The 15,622-nt window shown below is 72.4% G+C and carries 13 protein-coding genes and 1 pseudogene; 3 read left to right on the forward strand and 11 right to left on the reverse strand.

Features of this window, described 5'->3' with window-relative positions; genetic code table 11:
• Both BN4251_RS08165 and BN4251_RS08170 read left to right on the forward strand, forming a co-directional pair.
• Entirely contained in the window at window positions 1–1,632 is a 1,632-nt protein-coding gene (locus tag BN4251_RS08165) for a sensor histidine kinase (protein ID WP_087484613.1), read from the forward strand.
• Window positions 1,633–1,804: 172 nt separating this feature from the next.
• A pseudogene (locus BN4251_RS08170) lies at window positions 1,805–2,236 on the forward strand (alkaline phosphatase PhoX); the annotation flags it as partial.
• Window positions 2,237–2,429: 193 nt separating this feature from the next.
• Here BN4251_RS08170 and BN4251_RS08175 read toward each other — a convergent pair.
• The 7 genes from BN4251_RS08175 to BN4251_RS08205 all read right to left on the reverse strand — a co-directional run bounded on the left by BN4251_RS08175 (window position 2,430) and on the right by BN4251_RS08205 (window position 8,087).
• Entirely contained in the window at window positions 2,430–3,023 is a 594-nt protein-coding gene (locus BN4251_RS08175; protein ID WP_087484614.1) for a DUF4031 domain-containing protein, read from the reverse strand.
• Complete coding sequence (locus tag BN4251_RS08180) at window positions 3,020–4,231, reverse strand: DUF418 domain-containing protein (protein ID WP_087484615.1); 1,212 nt, start codon at window positions 4,229–4,231, stop codon at window positions 3,020–3,022. The genes BN4251_RS08175 and BN4251_RS08180 overlap by 4 nt, the downstream gene beginning before the upstream one ends.
• A 119-nt stretch (window positions 4,232–4,350) precedes the next feature.
• The gene (locus BN4251_RS08185) at window positions 4,351–5,088 is read right to left on the reverse strand and encodes a hypothetical protein (RefSeq protein ID WP_087484616.1); all 738 of its coding nucleotides are present in this window, start codon (window positions 5,086–5,088) and stop codon (window positions 4,351–4,353) included.
• Window positions 5,085–5,981 carry an ATP-binding cassette domain-containing protein gene (locus BN4251_RS08190; protein ID WP_087484617.1) on the reverse strand — a complete coding sequence of 299 codons (897 nt, stop codon included), beginning with the start codon at window positions 5,979–5,981 and terminating at the stop codon, window positions 5,085–5,087. The genes BN4251_RS08185 and BN4251_RS08190 overlap by 4 nt, the downstream gene beginning before the upstream one ends.
• Window positions 5,978–6,739 (reverse strand): hypothetical protein, encoded by a 762-nt coding sequence (locus tag BN4251_RS08195; RefSeq protein ID WP_170931890.1) that lies wholly within the window; start codon window positions 6,737–6,739, stop codon window positions 5,978–5,980. Before BN4251_RS08195 ends, BN4251_RS08190 begins: the two co-directional genes overlap by 4 nt.
• Entirely contained in the window at window positions 6,736–7,713 is a 978-nt protein-coding gene (locus BN4251_RS08200; RefSeq protein WP_170931891.1) for an ATP-binding cassette domain-containing protein, read from the reverse strand. Before BN4251_RS08200 ends, BN4251_RS08195 begins: the two co-directional genes overlap by 4 nt.
• On the reverse strand, window positions 7,710–8,087 hold the full coding sequence (locus BN4251_RS08205) for a GntR family transcriptional regulator (RefSeq protein ID WP_087484619.1): 378 nt from the start codon (window positions 8,085–8,087) through the stop codon (window positions 7,710–7,712). Before BN4251_RS08205 ends, BN4251_RS08200 begins: the two co-directional genes overlap by 4 nt.
• Window positions 8,088–8,697: 610 nt before the next feature.
• Here BN4251_RS08205 and BN4251_RS08210 point away from each other — a divergent pair.
• Entirely contained in the window at window positions 8,698–10,335 is a 1,638-nt protein-coding gene (locus BN4251_RS08210; RefSeq protein ID WP_087484620.1) for an HNH endonuclease, read from the forward strand.
• Window positions 10,336–10,369: 34 nt separating this feature from the next.
• On the opposite strand, the gene BN4251_RS08215 is transcribed toward BN4251_RS08210, so the two are convergent.
• From BN4251_RS08215 to BN4251_RS08230, 4 genes are all read right to left on the reverse strand, one after another.
• Complete coding sequence (locus tag BN4251_RS08215) at window positions 10,370–11,368, reverse strand: ribonuclease HI family protein (protein WP_087484621.1); 999 nt, start codon at window positions 11,366–11,368, stop codon at window positions 10,370–10,372.
• Window positions 11,369–11,442: 74 nt separating this feature from the next.
• Entirely contained in the window at window positions 11,443–12,477 is a 1,035-nt protein-coding gene (locus BN4251_RS08220; protein WP_087484622.1) for an alcohol dehydrogenase catalytic domain-containing protein, read from the reverse strand.
• A gap of 10 nt (window positions 12,478–12,487) precedes the next feature.
• Window positions 12,488–13,513 (reverse strand): GNAT family N-acetyltransferase, encoded by a 1,026-nt coding sequence (locus BN4251_RS08225; protein ID WP_087484623.1) that lies wholly within the window; start codon window positions 13,511–13,513, stop codon window positions 12,488–12,490.
• 95 nt (window positions 13,514–13,608) lie between these two features.
• A complete protein-coding gene (locus BN4251_RS08230) occupies window positions 13,609–15,573 on the reverse strand; it encodes a glycoside hydrolase family 2 protein (RefSeq protein ID WP_087484624.1) in 1,965 nt (654 codons plus the stop codon).
• Between the last annotated feature and the right edge of the window lie 49 nt (window positions 15,574–15,622).

Below are 15,622 nucleotides of genomic sequence, written 5' to 3' on the forward strand. Positions count from 1 at the left end.
GTGGCCCTGCCGACCCTGCGCGCTGAACGGCCCGTGTCCCTGTGGACGCGGATCGTCGCCCTCATCTCGGCGCTGCTGGTGCTCGGCACGGTGATCACCGGGAGCCTGTCGCTGTTCCTGCTCAACCGCACCCTCATCCAGTCCGTCGACACCAACCTCCAGGCGGGCATGGGCGAGATGCTCTCCATGGCCCAGCACGAGCTGGCCGGTGACGACGACGCGATCCACAACAGCCCCTACACCCCGGTCGAGTACGCGGTCGAGGTGCGCGACGAGAGCGGCACCACGATCGAGCGGGTGCTGATCCACTACGGCCCCGGCGATCCCACGATCCCCTTCCCGGATCTGAGCGACGAGCAGATCCTGCAGCGCGGAGGCCGCCCCTTCACCGTGATCGACTCCTCGGAGAACCGGTGGCGGGTGATCGCGATGCTGAACTCCGGCCCGGATCGCGGCAGCGTCTACGTCGCGCTGCCCCTGGCCGGCGTGGACCGCACGATGCACGAGATGGCGCTGGTGATCGTGCTGGTGGGGACGCTCGTGGTGCTGGTCGGCATGGGGCTCGGCGGCTACGTGACCCATCGCGCGCTCGAGCCGCTGCGGGACGTCGAGGCGACCGCCTCCCAGATCGCCGGCGGTGACCTGTCCTCGCGCGTGCCCGTCACCCGCACCAGCCTCGAGGTGCACGATCTGTCGCTGTCGCTGAACGAGATGCTGGTGCGGATCGAGCAGTCCTTCGCGGCGCAGTCCGCCTCCGAGGAGCACGCCACCCGCTCCGAGGCGAAGATGCGCCGCTTCGTGGGGGACGCCTCCCACGAGCTGCGCACCCCGCTCGCGGCGATCCGCGGCTTCGGCGAGCTGTACCGGATGGGCGCGCTGCCCAAGGACGAGGACGTCGCCTCGGCGATGCGGCGCATCGAGGACGAAGCGAGGCGGATGGGCTCGCTGGTGGAGAACCTGCTGCGCCTGGCGCGGCTCGACGAGAACCCCGACCTCGCCCTCGACCCGGTGGATCTGACCGATGCCCTGTTCGACGCGGCCCAGGATCTGCGCGCCCTGGACCCGGGACGCCAGGTGATGGTGGTGTCCCTCTCGGGCACGCCGCTGTCGGTGCAGCCGCACGTGTCGATCGGGGTGCTCGGTGACGAGGCCTCGTTGCGGCAGGTGATCCTGAACCTGGTGGGCAACGCGAGCCGGCACACCCCCAAGGGGTCCCCGGTCGAGATCGCGGTGGGCTACACCTCCCCCGAGCGGGTGCGGATCGAGATCCGCGACCACGGCGAGGGCATCGACGACGACCAGCGCGAGAAGGTGTTCGAGCGCTTCTACCGCACCGACGCCTCGCGCGTGCGCTCGGCCACCCAGGGCGGCGGGGCGGGTCTGGGCCTGTCGATCGCCGCCTCGATCGTGCAGCAGCACCGCGGCGCGATCGGCGTGGAGGAGGCCCCGGGCGGCGGCTCCACCTTCTGGGTCGAGCTGCAGGGCACGGAGATCGCCCCCGAGCAGCAGGTCCGACCAGATCAGCTGCGGGCTCTGGGCGCCTCCTTCGACGACGACGCCACGACCGCTGCGGGCTCGCCCTCGACGCCCCCGTCGGCCTCCCCCTCCCCCGAGGACGAGCGATTTTCGTGACCCCCGCCTGTCGATAATCGGTCATGGCCTGCACATTCAGAGTTCACGAAGAGGTCACCCGCTCTCTGCCGTGAGGTCGAGCCGCACGGTCCACCCTGGGCCGGCGCCGGTTCTCCCCATCCGGCGCTCGACTCCCCGGGAGGACCCCCTCATGACCAAGCGATCCCTGCCCATGCTCGGACACACCCGCGGGAACCGTCTCGCAGTCACCTGCGAGCTCAAGTGCGGCAGCGCCTGCTCCCACCCCGTCCCCAACACCTCCGACAACCGCCGCTTCCGCGACATCGTCGACGCCGCGATCTCGCGCCGCACCGCCCTGGGCCTGGGCGGCGGGCTGACCGCCGCAGTCGTGGTGGGAGCGGCCACCGCCGCACCCGCGGCGGCCGACCACGGCAACCCGCCCAAGGGCGGCGGCAAGCTCCGCTTCGAGGCGATCGACCCCGTCGCCCGCACCGTCGACGACATGACCGTGCCCGAGGGCTACGACTGGACGCCGATCATCCGCTGGGGCGACCCGCTGTTCGAGGACTCCCCCGAGTTCGACCTCGAGAACCAGACCCGTCAGTCGCAGTCCGCGCAGTTCGGCTACAACTGCGACTACCTCAACGTCATCTCCGACGGGCGCAGCGACCGCTCCGGGGCGCGACGCCGAGAGCCGTCGTCAGGGCCGCTGGGCGGAGTCCGGTCCGCGTCGCGGCGAGTGGAACGACGGCCGCGGTCACGGCCACGGTCGCGGCCGGGGCGGTCGCGGCGACTGATCCCGCACGCCTGCCCGTCTGCGCGGCGCCCGTCGGTCCTCAGGGACCGGCGGGCGCCGCCTGCGTCGGCGGTGGCGGCGTCGGCGTCGGCGTCGGGGCGTCCATCACCTGGCCCACGAATCCCTCGTCGCCACGCGTTCGCGCGAGCGCGTCGAGCTCGGCGAGCAGCTGCTCGGCGGCGCGTCGACCTGCGGCGCCGTGCGTCTCCAGGCGCGTCGGGCCGTGGGGCGCATCGCGGGTGAGGCGGAAGGCGGCGGGGTGCTCGGGCAGCGGATCCACGTGCCCGATGAGGCCCACGATCAGGTCACGGGGCACGCGCCGCAGTCCGAGCGCCGCGGCGTGCTCGGCGCTGCGGCGGGCGCGGGCGGCGGGGCGGTCCCGGAGCTTCACCCGCAGTCCGGAGCGGATCAGGATCCGGGTGAGCTCGCCGTCGGCCACGAAGCGCACCCCGGCCTGTGCCAGGGAGTCCTGGGCGGAGTCGGGCCAGTCGTAGTGGTCGAGGTCGAAGGAGCGAGGCGGCAGCCCGGCCCGGGCGGCGGCCGCGTGGAGCTCCTCGAGCGAGGTGTCGGAGATCAGGTGGCCCCAGAGCATGCCGTGGCGGGGCCAGCGCGGGGTGTCGGCGTAGACGGTCACGGGCGTGCTCCCTTCGGGGAGGTCGATCCTGCCAGGCGGCGCAGGAGGTGCTCGAGGGGCCCGCGCCGGCCGCGGGTGCGCAGCGCGACGGCGAGGGGGATCATCGCGGCCCAGCTCAGCAGCACGATGCCGGAGGCGCCTGCGCTGCCGAGCCGTGCGCCGAGGTCGAGGGTGTAGGGCGGGAAGAGCGCGTGGAACACGAGGGACTGGGCGATGTAGGCGCTCAGCGACATCGCACCCAGCGCCTCGATCCCGCGCACGCCCGCGCCCAGCGCGTGCTCGGCGGGCCCGACACCCTCCGCGCCGCGTCTCCGCACGCGCTCGGCGAGCAGGGCGCAGCCTGCTGCCGCGCCGAGCGCGAGGACCAGCCCGCTGTACTGGTGGAGCACCCCGAGGATGCCGAGCACGGTCTCGCCCTCGAGGTGGGCGTGGGTGGGGTCGGCGACCAGCACGGCGGTGAGCGGGAGCGCGCCGAGCAGCCCGATCAGCAGCCCCCAGCGGGTCAGCGGCACCAGCAGATCCCGGTTCTCGCGCACCTGCTCGAACAGGCGCAGCCGGGCCACGATCGCGCCCACCGCCATCGGGGTGATCAGGCCCAGGTCCAGCAGCGGTGTGAGCACCAGATCGCGCAGCGTCTCCTGGGTGCGCAGCGCGAGCCCGGTGAGGTAGTCGGGGGCGGACGCAGAGGCGTAGCCGTCCCCGCCGCCCAGTCCGATCACGGCATCGGCCCAGCCCCAGACGCCGAGCGCGGGCAGGGCGAGCACCCCGGCGAGGGGCAGGGCGATGCGGCGCCTGGTCATCAGCAGCGCCACGAACATGCCGATCAGCGCATAGGCGACGAGGATGTCCCCGGTGAACAGCAGGATGCCGTGCAGCAGCCCGATCACCAGCAGCACCAGATGGCGGCGCAGCATCCGCAGCAGGAAGCGGCGCGGGCGCTCGCCCCGCTCCTCGGAGCGGCGGTGCAGGATCCCGATGCCGTAGCCGAACAGCAGCGCGAACAGCGGGAAGCCGCGGTTGTCGGCGGTCAGGGCGACGATCACATCCACCGTGCGGTCCAGCGCGGTGGCGTCGGCCTGCTTGAGCAGCACGGTCCATGGCGAGCCGTGCAGCCAGCCCACGGTGTTCGCGAGCGCGATGCCCAGCAGGGCGAGGCCGCGGGCGAGATCGGGCCCGCCGGCGCGCTGGGCGAGAGGGAGGGAGCTCATCACCGTGCCCGCCGCGTCCGGGGATGCGCGTCGCGGCCGACGGGGCGGGTGGTCATGCGGGCCATGGTCCCACAGCGTGCTGCTCAGGCGCGGGGCGCTGGTCCGGTGCGGGGCGCTGCTCAGGCGCGGCGCACCCAGCGGCGCTGCGCGAGCACGAGGGCGAGCGCGCCCCCGCCGAGGGTGACGAGGAGGGTGATGGCCTGGCCGAGGCGGGCCTCGAGCAGGAACTCGCTGCCGCCCAGCGCCCACGACACCCCGGTGATGGACGCTACGAACAGGACCGCCGCCACGAGGCAGACCGCGAGGAACGTGGCCATCGCGCCGATCGAACGGACGCGCTCACCGAGGCGGAAGGCGCCGCCTCCCACGAGCGCATGCGTCCACAGCAGCGCCCCGCTCCACAGCCCGATGTCCACGAGATGGTCGATCGGCCCCATCGGCGTCGGCCCGGAGTTCTCGAACGGGCGGATGTCGAAACTGGCCCAGTGCCGTTCCTCGGGCGGCCACTGGGCGAGGAGGATCGCGGCGGCCGCGCCGAGTGCGAGCACGAGCTGGGCGGCGCAGACCATCAGCGTGCGGGCACGCACCGCGTCGGCGCGGGAGATGCCCAGGGCGCTGCGCTGCAGCCGGCCGTCATCCGTGCCGTCCTCGGCGAGCGCGGCCGGCATCCGCGCCGCCAGCAGGATCGCGACCCAGCCGAGGCGCACGTCGGTGAGCGCGGCGATCACCGCGATCGCCACGGCGAGCAGCGCGTAGAGCAGGAACCCGTCGCGATGGTGGGCCCATTCGAGGCCGAGCGCCCGACGCATGGGCGTCGAGGGGCGCTGGCGGACGGAGACCTGCGTGCTGCCGGTCATCGTGAGACCTCCCGGAGGGTGAAGGTGAGGACCTCCTGGAGCGTGGGGCGGCGCAGATCCACCAGCCCCGGCAACCCCACGGCATCCTCCGCGCGGAGCAGACCCTCGAGCCGGTCTCCGCTGCGGCGGGCTCCCCGCAGCTCGGCGGTGTGCGGGGCGGCGGCCTCGGCGGTGGCCATCAGGTGGTCCTCGATCAGGTCGAGCGCGCTGGCCTCGAGCACCACCCGGCCGTCGTGGAGCAGCACGATGTGGTCCACGAACCGGTCGATCTTGCCGAGGTCGTGGGTGGACAGCAGGATCGTGTGGTCCTCCCCGCCGGCGAGATGCTCACGCAGCTCCTCGAGCACCTCTGTACGGGCCAGGGGGTCCAGGTGTGCGAAGGGCTCATCGAGCATCAGCAGGGAGGGGCGGATGCCGAGGGCGACGGCGAGCAGCAGCCGGGTGCGCTGCCCGGCGGAGAGGCGGTGCAGCGGGGCCGACGGGGCGATGCCCGCGCGGCGCAGCAGGGTGCCGACCAGGCGGGCGTCGTGGCCGGACTCGACGCGGCGCTGGGCGAGCACGAGGTCGTCGGCGCTCCAGTGTGGGGGCTGGAAGGGGGCGTCGGGCACGATGCCGACGCCGGCGGGTAGCGCGTCCTCGGGCCCGCCGAGCGGAACCCCCTCGACCTCGATCTCCCCGATGCTCGGTGCATAGGCGCCGCTGAGGGTGCGCAGCAGGGTGGTCTTGCCGGCGCCGTTGGTGCCCACCAGGGCGGTGACCTGACCGCGGGGGACCTCGAAAGAGACGTCCCGCAGGATCTGGCGCTGCGGCCGGGTCCAGCGCTGCGGATCCGGGAGGTGGACGCCGAGTCCGTGGACCGAGATGGCGGCGGGCGCTCTCTCGAGCGTGCTCATCGGGTCACCGCCCGGGGTGAGGAATCGAGCTCCCGGATCCAGCGGCGGGCCCGTGCACGCAGTCCGAGCAGGAGGGCGAGCACCGCGACGGCGAACAGTCCCGCGGTCACCGGTGTCCCGAGCGTGCCGTCGAAGGGGTCGACGTTCATCACGATCGTCGCGAGCATCAGGGGCAGCGCCAGCAGAATGCCGACGAGGAAGTAGGTCAGGACGCTCAGCACCGCGAGGCTCCTGCCCGGCCGCCGGGTCGTGCAGTCTCCGCCGACGATGATCCCGGTGACCAGCAGCACCAGTGCCGAGAACAGCATCCCGGCGAGCACGATCCAGAGCTGGGACCCGGAGGGGTCGCCGCTGAAGGAGAACGGCGCCGCACCGCCGACGGTGCTCCGCCCGAGCTGGACGGAGAGGACGGCGCTCGCGGCCACGGTGAGGACCACGACGGCCTGCTCGGCGAGGACCAGCAGCACTCGGCCTCGCACCCGGTCCGCCCGGCTGAGGCCGAGGCTCGCGCGCAGCTCCTCGCGCTCGATCGTGTCGGCGCGGCCATAGCGGTACCAGGCGAGCACGGCCCACAGGGTGAGCACTCCGGAGAGCTGGTCGGTGAAGAGGGCTGCCCCGAGCAGCACCGCGGCGCACGCGGCGAGGGTGGTGGCGAGGCGGCCCGCGTTCAGCCGCAGCTCGGTGCGGAGGGCGAGGCCGAGTCGCCGTTCCTCGGCGGGCGGCGCGGCAGGGAGGCGAGAGGTGCCGGCCTGGGTCATGGTGCTGTCCTCCTCGGGGCTGCGGTGTCCTCTCGCGCGGCGCGCAGCAGGTGGGTGACGATCTCGCTCACGTCGGGCCGACGCAGCGAGGCGGTGGTGGGCAGGCCGACGGCGTCCTCGACGGCGACCAGTGCACTGGTCCCCGCGCCCGTGGTCGTCGGCCCCACGAGCGAGCCGCCGGGCTCCGTCATCGCCGCTGACTCGAGCTCGCACAGCACGTACTCCTCGCGCAGCGATTCGACGTCCCCGCTGAGCACGTCGATGCCCTGGGAGATCACCACGAGGTGGTCCGCGAACCGCTCCATGCCCTCGAGGTCATGGGTGGCCAGCAGCAGCGTGCGGTCCTCCCCCGCCATGAAGCAGCGCAGGACGTCGACGAGCTCGGTGCGCGCGAGCGGGTCGAGATGCGCGAAGGGCTCATCAAGGATCAGCAGCCGCGGATCCTGCGCGAGGGCCGCGGCCAGCCCGAGCTGGGTGGCCTGCCCCTTCGACAGGCGACCCACCTCCTGCTCGTGGGGGACGCCGAACGAGGTCAGGAGCTCCTCGAACCAGGCGGTGTCGAAACCGAGGATCGCGTCCTGGCGCATCCGCGCGATATGCCGCGCGGTCCAGCGGCGCGGGTACGCAGAGAGGCCCGGGCGGCTCGTCATGCCCTGCGGGGGCCGCACCCGGGCGGTGCCCAGTGCCGTGCCGAGCACCTCGACGGATCCACTCGAGAAGGGGTGCGCCCCGGTGATAGCGCGCAGCGTGGTGGTCTTCCCGGCGCCGTTGGCACCGACCATCACGGTGACCTGGCCGCTGGGGACCGTGAGATCCAGACCCCGCACCACCGGGAGCGGCGCGGCGTAGGGCTTCGCGGTGGAGGGGACGCGCACCTCCAGCCCGCGCACGACGACAGCGTCCGCTCGGTTCTCGTTCATCGCTGGGCTCTCGTTCGTCACCGGGCTCTCGTTCATCGCTGCGCTCTCGCTCATCGCTCCCCCTCGAGCCGCCGGGTGAGGCGGCGGCTCAGCTCGTTGTCCTCGATCCCGGCGCTGCGCGCGGCGCGCACCGCCGCGTCGAACGCCTCGTCGATCTGCAGCAGTGCCCGTTCGCGCAGCTGGTCGGCGTCCTGGGCGCGCACGAACACGCCCTTGCCGCGCACCGCATCGACCAGACCGTCGGCGACCAGCTCGTTGTAGGCACGGGTGGTGGTGATGACGCTGACCCGGAGGTCACGGGCGAGGGTGCGGATCGACGGGAGGGCGTCCCCCGGTGCGAGGTCGCCGCGGAGGATCGCCGCCGCGATGCCCTCGCGGATCTGCTCGTAGATGGGCGCGGAGGCGGCGGGGTCGATCGGGATGTGCATCGCGGCCTCGCCTCCTCACTGCCCCCATCGAAGTGAACCTACTGTCTATAGACAGCATAGACAGTGCGCGAGGCGGGATGTCAACAGTGCGGGCACTGCGGAACGAATCGACAAAAGGTGCCAGCTGCCGTGCTTTTCTCGTCGCGACGACGCATTATCAATACCGGCCTGACGTTCGAAGCGCGCACTGTGGATAACGCGCTCTCCACCCTGAGATCCGCGCGCGAATTACCCTTCAGTCATTTCCACGCATCATGCGGAGAGCTCAACTCACACAGCTGCAGCAGCTCTCCGCCCCGCGACCCTCCGAGCTCACCCATCACTCGCTTCCCCGCACCCATGAGCCGCTATCACTGCAGGTCATGACCTTAAGGCGCGCATCGTTCACCCGCAACACGACACCCTGCACACCACCCGCTCACATACGGCAGCGTCGCCTCCCGCACCCCGTCCGCCCCCCCATCGCACTCCGCCCTCGTGCACACTCCGACCTGTCGACCTTTCCTCCACACTGCCCACCTTTCCACAATTACTTCCACATCCCGCGAAGTTATCCACAGATTTCCCGGAGGGGTGGCGCAATGTATTCCCACACGAATACGATGGCGGTATGGAATCGACACCGAGGCACAGCGGGGAGCACCCTGGCGAGGACACCTCGCGCCAGCGCTCCACCGCGCCGTCGGGCGATGTCCTCACCGAGGCGCTGGAGCGCTTCGATGCACTCGACGCGGCTCCGTCGGCCCGAGCGTTGCTGGCCCAGATCCTCACCGCGACGCTGGCCGCCTTCACCCGCACCCGGTCCGTGCGCGACCCACTGCCGGACACCGCCCCCGGCAGCGCCCAGGAAGCCCTGGCGGTGCTCGGCGCGGTCGACCATCTGCGCTCCAGCCTCGCCGCCGTGGATGCGTTCTGGCAGGTCGCCGCCGAGGAGCGAATCCGTCGCGATGACGCGGAGGTGGGCGTCGCACCCGCTGAGCAGGGCCGCGGCGCCGGGCAGGAGATCGCGCTCGCGCGCCGGATCTCACCGGTCGCCTCCTCGTTCTCCCAGGCGAAGGCGCGCCGGCTGGTGCAGACCATGCCCGCCGCCATGGAGCGCCTGCGCTCAGGTGCGATGACGGCCCAGCAGGCCTCGAGCCTCTCGGGGGCGCTCGACGGCGCCAGCGCGGAGACCTGCCGCAGGATCGATGATCACCTCGGCGAGCACCCGCACTTCCTGGAGGGCAAGGGGCACAAGCGCCTGCAGTCCGATGTGCGGAAGCTGGTGCAGCGGCTCGAGCCTGAGACGTCTCGCGAGCGTGCGGAGCGGGCTGCCCGGTCTCGACACGTGACGATGACGCCGCTGGCGGACGGGATGGCCCGGGTGTCCGGGGTGTTGCGCGGGATCGATGCCGTTGCGCTGATGCAGTCCCTGCGCACGCGTGCCGAGTCCCTCCGCGCCGCCGGAGCGAAGACCTCCCTGCCAGCACTGGAGGCAGATCTGCTGGTCGGCGACGTCCTTCGCGGCGGCGAGGAGGAATCGACCACCCCCGATCACCCCCGTCCTCGCTCCCGAGTCCGTCCCGGGCTGGACGTCGGGATCGTGATCACCGACTCCGCCCTCCTTGGGCGGGATGACGATGCCGAGACGGCCGAGCTCGAGGGCTACGGCAGCCTCCCGGCCCACATCGTGAAGGACACTCTGCTGGGCCACCCGCCCGGCCATCTGAGCGCGGACGAGGACGAGGAGGAGCACTCCGACGAGGTGGTCTCCGCCTTCTATCGACGGCTGTACCGTAGCCCTCGCACCAACGAGCTCACCGGGATGGAGTCGAAGGCCCGTGCCTTCCCCGCCGGACTCGCTCGGATGATCCGATGGCGGGACACCACCTGTCGCACCCCCTGGTGCAACGCGAAGATCCGCCACAGCGACCACGTCGAGCCCCACAACCTCGGCGGCGCCACCAGCTACGCGAACGGTCAGGGACTGTGCGCGCGCTGCAACCTGCTCAAGGAGCACGGCGTGTGGATCCTGAGCCCGCTCGCGCCCGCCGAGGCATCTCCGGGGCCGGCTCAGCCTGCTCCGTCCGCGCCGCCGGCGGCGTGGCACTGGGAGAGCCCCCATGGGGCGGTGGGCACGTCCCCCACTCCCCCGCTGATCATCCCGGGGCCGCAGCGGCCGCCCCAGGAACGAGTCCCGCGCGACGAGAATCGTGGGACGCGGGATCCTGATGGCCCCGCCCCTCCCAGAGCATCGCCCGCGGCGTAGCGCACGGGCCGCGCAGGAAACCCGCGCCCCCTCCTCAGCGGTCGACCGGGGTCCCCTGGTGATGGCGCAGCAGCCAGCGCCCGCCGTCACGCACCCACACCGAGGTGCGCTCCACGGTCCCTGCAGAGCTCGCGGTGAGGTAGCGCAGCAGCACCACGCCTGGAGCGATCTCGTCGGCGACGAACTCCTCGGCCTCCACCCCGTCGAGCGGGGCGAGGTGGGCGAGGATCTCCTCGCGGTCATAGCGCCGCCCGCCCGCTCCGACCTCGCCGAAAGCAGGATGCAGCAGCTCGGCGGCGCTCGGCGGATCGGCCCGCAGCGCAGCACTGAGCAGCGCCTGCTCGCGCGCAGTGATCTGCTCGAAATCCGTGGCACCCGGAGCGTCGGCCACCAGCACGGTGTCCTCCACCGCCGTCGAGCAGCTCGCGCCCGCAGGCTCCGCCGCGACCTCGTCGAACAGGCTGAAGAGATCATCCGCCGGAGCGGGAGCAGCACCGGAGGCAGAGGCACGAGCGGCGCCGGTGCCGGAGGCAGTGGATGCAGCAGCGTCCCCCGCTGCAGCGCTCGCCCCGGGATACCCGGGCCCGATGTCCGGATCCTGCTTCCGGGAGAACGCTGTCGCGGCCGCGTTCGCCCGACGGTCCGCAGCCTCGTTCATCGCATGCCCGGAGTGGCCCTTGACCCACTCGAACTCGACGCTGCGCCCGGCGAGCGCACGGTCGATGTCCTTGAGCAACTCGACGTTCAGCACGGGCTTGCCGTCCTTCTTCCGCCAGCCCTTGCGCTTCCAGCCCGGCATCCACTTGGTGACCGAGTTGATGACGTACTGGCTGTCGCACAGGATGTGCAGATGCTGGTCAGCATCGACGGCGGTGGCTTCGAGCAGGTCGAGCACGGCCTTCAGCTCGCCCATGTTGTTGGTCCCGTGGGGCCAGCCGCCCGCGCGCCAGGTGTCGTCGTCGATGTACCAGGCCCAGCCCGCGGGGCCCGGATTGCCGAGGGCGGAGCCGTCGGCCGCTGCAGTGATGGTCATGGCCTCAATGCTTCCACAGCAGGCGCGCTGCTCCGCTCATACCCTGAACGCTCCGCTCACATCTCACGCTCCGCTCACACCCAGCGAGCCACGGTCATCCCCGCAGTGGTGGGCGGGTGGTCCATCGCGACCATCGCCGCAGGCAGCTGCTCGGCGTCGATCACGCGCCCGACGGTCCCGGCGAGGTCCAGGCGCCCGCTCGCGACATCCTCGAGCAGCTCGGCGTACTCGGCCACGGCCAGACCATGACTGCCGCGGATCTGCAGCTCCAGGGCGATCACGCGGCCGATCGGCAGGGCCGGATCCGCGTCCTCGCCCAGCAGCAGCCCCACCTGCACGTGCCGTCCCCGGGGGCGCAGCGACTCGATCCCGGCACGGGCGGTGGCGGCCGAGCCGAGCGCGTCGAGGCTGACGTGCGCGCCGCCGCCGGTGAGCTCACGCACCCGCTCGGCGACGTCGGGCCCGGAGACCAGCGGCATCGCTCCGAGAGCCGTCGCCGCGGCGAGAGCGGTCTCGGAGATGTCGACGGCGATCACCTCAGCGCCCGCGGCGAGCGCTATCATCACGCAGGCCAGGCCCAGACCGCCGCAACCGAGCACCACCACTTTCTCCCCGGGCTCCACCCCGGCCTGGGCGCGCACAGCGTGGTGGGCGGTGCCCACGCGGCAGCCGAGCCCCGCGGCGAGGGTCATCTCGATGCCGTCGGGAAGGGCGACGAGGTTGTGATCGGCCTCGGTTACCACCACCTGCTCGGCCCAGGCACCGGGCTGGTCGAAGCCTGGCTGGCGCTGCCGCGGGCACACCTGCGGGACGCCGGCGAGGCACTGCTCGCAGGCTCCGCAGGCGAGGATGAACGGAGCGGTGACCCGGTCTCCCACCGCGAAGCCCCTGACCTCCTCACCCACCTCGGCGACGACGCCCGCGAACTCGTGCCCGGGGATGTGCGGCAGGTGCACCGAGTCGTCATGGCCCTGCCAGGCGTGCCAGTCGCTGCGGCACACCCCGGTGGCGTGCACGGTGATCAGGGCCCCGCGCGGCGGGCAGGCGGGGTCGGGCACCTCGACGATCGCGGGCTCGCCCCGGAACGTCTCGAATCGGACGGCTCTCATCACCGGCTCCTCAGTCGCGTCGGCCGACGGGCTTCTCGTAGGTGCCGTGGACGGCATCGCGCACGAAGCCGAGCGCGTCGTACAGCCGCGTCGCCCCGGTGAGGGACTCGGCGTCGACCTCGAGCTCGGCGTGCGAGTAGCCGGCCTCGGCGGCCGCAGCGAGGGTGCGGGCGATGACCGCGCGAGCCAGACCTCGGCCTCGTGCCTCGGGCCGTGTGCCCACCAGCGCGATGTGCAGCATGCCGGGCTTGTCCTCGGAGGTGATGACGTAGGCGAGCACGGTGCCGTCGGCGTCGAGCGCGATACTGGAGAGCTCGCGGCGCGCGGTGTGGGCGGACCACCAGCGGCTCCACCGCTCGGGCGAGACGGGGGCCGAGCCCCAGTGGTCGGCGAAGGCCGCGAGGTGGGCGAGACGTGTCGCCTCGACATGGTCGTCCTCGGGAGCGATCACCTGGACCTGCTCGCACTCGTTCGAGGGCAGCGCGGCGCCGGGCAGCTCCCGCCGCATCACCAGCCAGCTGCGGGCCCGTTCGTAGCCGCGCTGGGTGAGCAGGGGGCGCACGTCCGCACCGCCGACCAGCGGGATCTCACCGGCGATCTCCTGCTCGGGGTCCCGCCCGCCGCCGGCGCGGAAGATGGCCGGGATGCCGGCGGGGTGACGCTCGGCAGCGAGCTGGGCGGCGCGGTCCTCGGCCCAGTCGAACAGCGCACCGCCCAGCCCGCGGCGCCGACGAGCGGGGTCGACGGCCCCCATCAGCTGGCAGCGCACCCGGCCGTCTCGGTCCAGGGAGGTGTGGACGTCGACGACGGCGAAGCCGATCAGCTGCTCGCCCTCGCGCACGGCGAGGGTGTCGCGCTCGAGGTCGAGCCCCGGCATGGTGAGCCATTCACGGATGCTGGGCTCCTCGGCCGGCTCGCCGTGCTGCTCGGCCGCATCGACGCGGTTCAGCAGCGCGGTCAGCGCGGGCACGTCCTCGAGGGCGAGCGGGGTGCGGGTGGTCGGAAGATCTGTCGGAGCGGTGTCGAGGGAGGTCACCGGTCAAGTGTAGGGAAGCGGGCGCCTCCCACGCGGCGGCGGGCCCGGCCGACGGTCTTCCATCACCCGGGGCCACCGCTCGTCGGGTCCGCGCCTCAGTCCCGCTCGTACGCCGCCTGCTGCTGCTGGATCTCGCGCAGCCGGGCCAGGTCGAGCTTGCGGCCGCGGGCGAAGTCGACCACGCCGTTCTTCTCCTGGAAGACGTCGGTCATCTGCGTGTAGCAGTAGCCGAACATCAGCGGGTCCTCGAGCAGAACCCGGGTCAGGCCCTCGAATCGCTCGTAGAGCTGCTCCTCGCTGCGCACCCGCTCCCCGTAGCCCCAGGACTGGGCGGCGTCGTTGCCGGTGCGCGCCGCACCCTCGGCCGCCTCCTGCGCCTCGCGGGCCTCCTGCTCGTTCCACCAGATGCCGCCGTACTCGGAGACGAAGTAGGGCTGGCCGGCGAAGGGCAGGGAGAACGAACCGTCGGCGAAAGGCATCTCATCGGGCCCGAGCTCGCGACCGTTGGCCCAGGGCTTCCCCTCCGCGAGCGGGGCCTGCTGGGCGCGGAACCGCTCGACGTCCTGCTCGTAGGAGTGGGAGTCGTAGATGTCCGCCCCGCGCACCCGGTGGGAGTAGCCGGAGGCATCCAGCACCGGGCGGCTGGGATCGGCGAGCTTGGTCGCGTCGTACATCGCCTGGGTGACGTCGTCGAGCTGGGTGAGGCGGTCATGGCGCACCTGGTGGGTCTCGTTCAGGGGGCACCAGCCGATGATGCTGGGGTGGCTGAGGTCGCGCTCGACCGCCTCGATCCACTGGCCGATGAAGGTGGCGGTGGGCTGCTGGTTGTCGCCCATCGGGCCGAAGCCGGAGATGCCCCAGTCGCCGAACTCGCCCCAGACCAGGTAGCCGTAGAGGTCCGCCCAGAACAGCATGCGCTGCTCGAAGACCTTCTGGTGCAGGCGCGCGCCGTTGAAGCCGGCCTCGAGGGCGAGGCGGATGTCCGTGGTCATCGCCTCATCAGTCGGAGAGGTCATGAACGACTCCTCCCAGTAGCCCTGGTCGAGCACGAGGCGCTGGAACACCTTCTCGCCGTTGAGCCGGAACTCGTGATCGCGCAGGGTCGTCGCGCGCAGACCGGCGTAGGAGCGGACCTCGTCGAGCACCGCGCCCTCGGAATCCAGCAGGCGGGCGGAGAGCGAGTAGAGCTCGGGCGCACCCGGACCCCAGACGCGCACCGCCTCCTCGGGGATCACCAGCTCGAGATGGGGTGCGAGATCGAGATCAGCGCGCACCTCGGCGCGGGCCACCTCGGCGCCGCCCGGCTCGGAGGCGACCACCTCGAGGCGGGTGCCGCGGGTGCTGCGGGCCAGGGGCACGGTGAGCGCGAAGGAGCAGCCGGCGAGCGAGGGGGTCACGCGCAGGGCACGGATCTCGTCGACCGGGACGCCCTCGAGCCAGACGCTCTGCCAGATGCCGGTGGTGCGGTGGTAGGACGCGTGAGTGGCGTGGTACCACGTGGACTGCTTGCCGCGGGCCTGGGGGACGTCGTGGGGGTCGCGGGCGCGCACCACGATCTCGACCTCGGAGCCGGCGCCGACTCCGGGCACGTCGGAGAGGTCGGCCGCGAAGGGGGTGAAGCCGCCCCGGTGGCGGGCCACCTCGACGCCGTCGGCCCAGACGGTCGTGTCGTGGTCGACCGCCTCGAAGCGCAGGATCGGGCGTAGTCCCTCCCAGTCCGCCGGCACGGTGATCGTGCGGCGATACCAGACGGCGTTGAGGAAGTCGCGGTTCCCGATCCCGGAGGCCTCGGTCTCGGGTGCGAAGGGCACCGTGATCGTGGAGTTCAGCTCGCGCTCGAGCAGCCCTCGCTCGCGGCCGGAATCGCCCTGGTCGATCTCGAACTGCCAGGTGCCGTTCAGCGTGATCCAGGTGGGGCGCTGCAGCTGGGGGCGCGGATGCTCGGGGCGCGGGACCTCCGCGTCGCCGGTGAGCGGGGCATCGAGGTGGGCGGCGAGCTCCTCGGCGCGGGAGAAGAGGGCGGCGAGCGGCGCGGGCAGGTCAGCGGGGCGAGCGGTCATGGGGCAGCTCCTCAGAGGGGATCAGCACTGATCGGACCCCTCCAGTCAA

It is taken from the genome of Brachybacterium massiliense (genome assembly GCF_900184245.1).
In the GTDB taxonomy this organism is placed as follows: domain Bacteria; phylum Actinomycetota; class Actinomycetes; order Actinomycetales; family Dermabacteraceae; genus Brachybacterium; species Brachybacterium massiliense.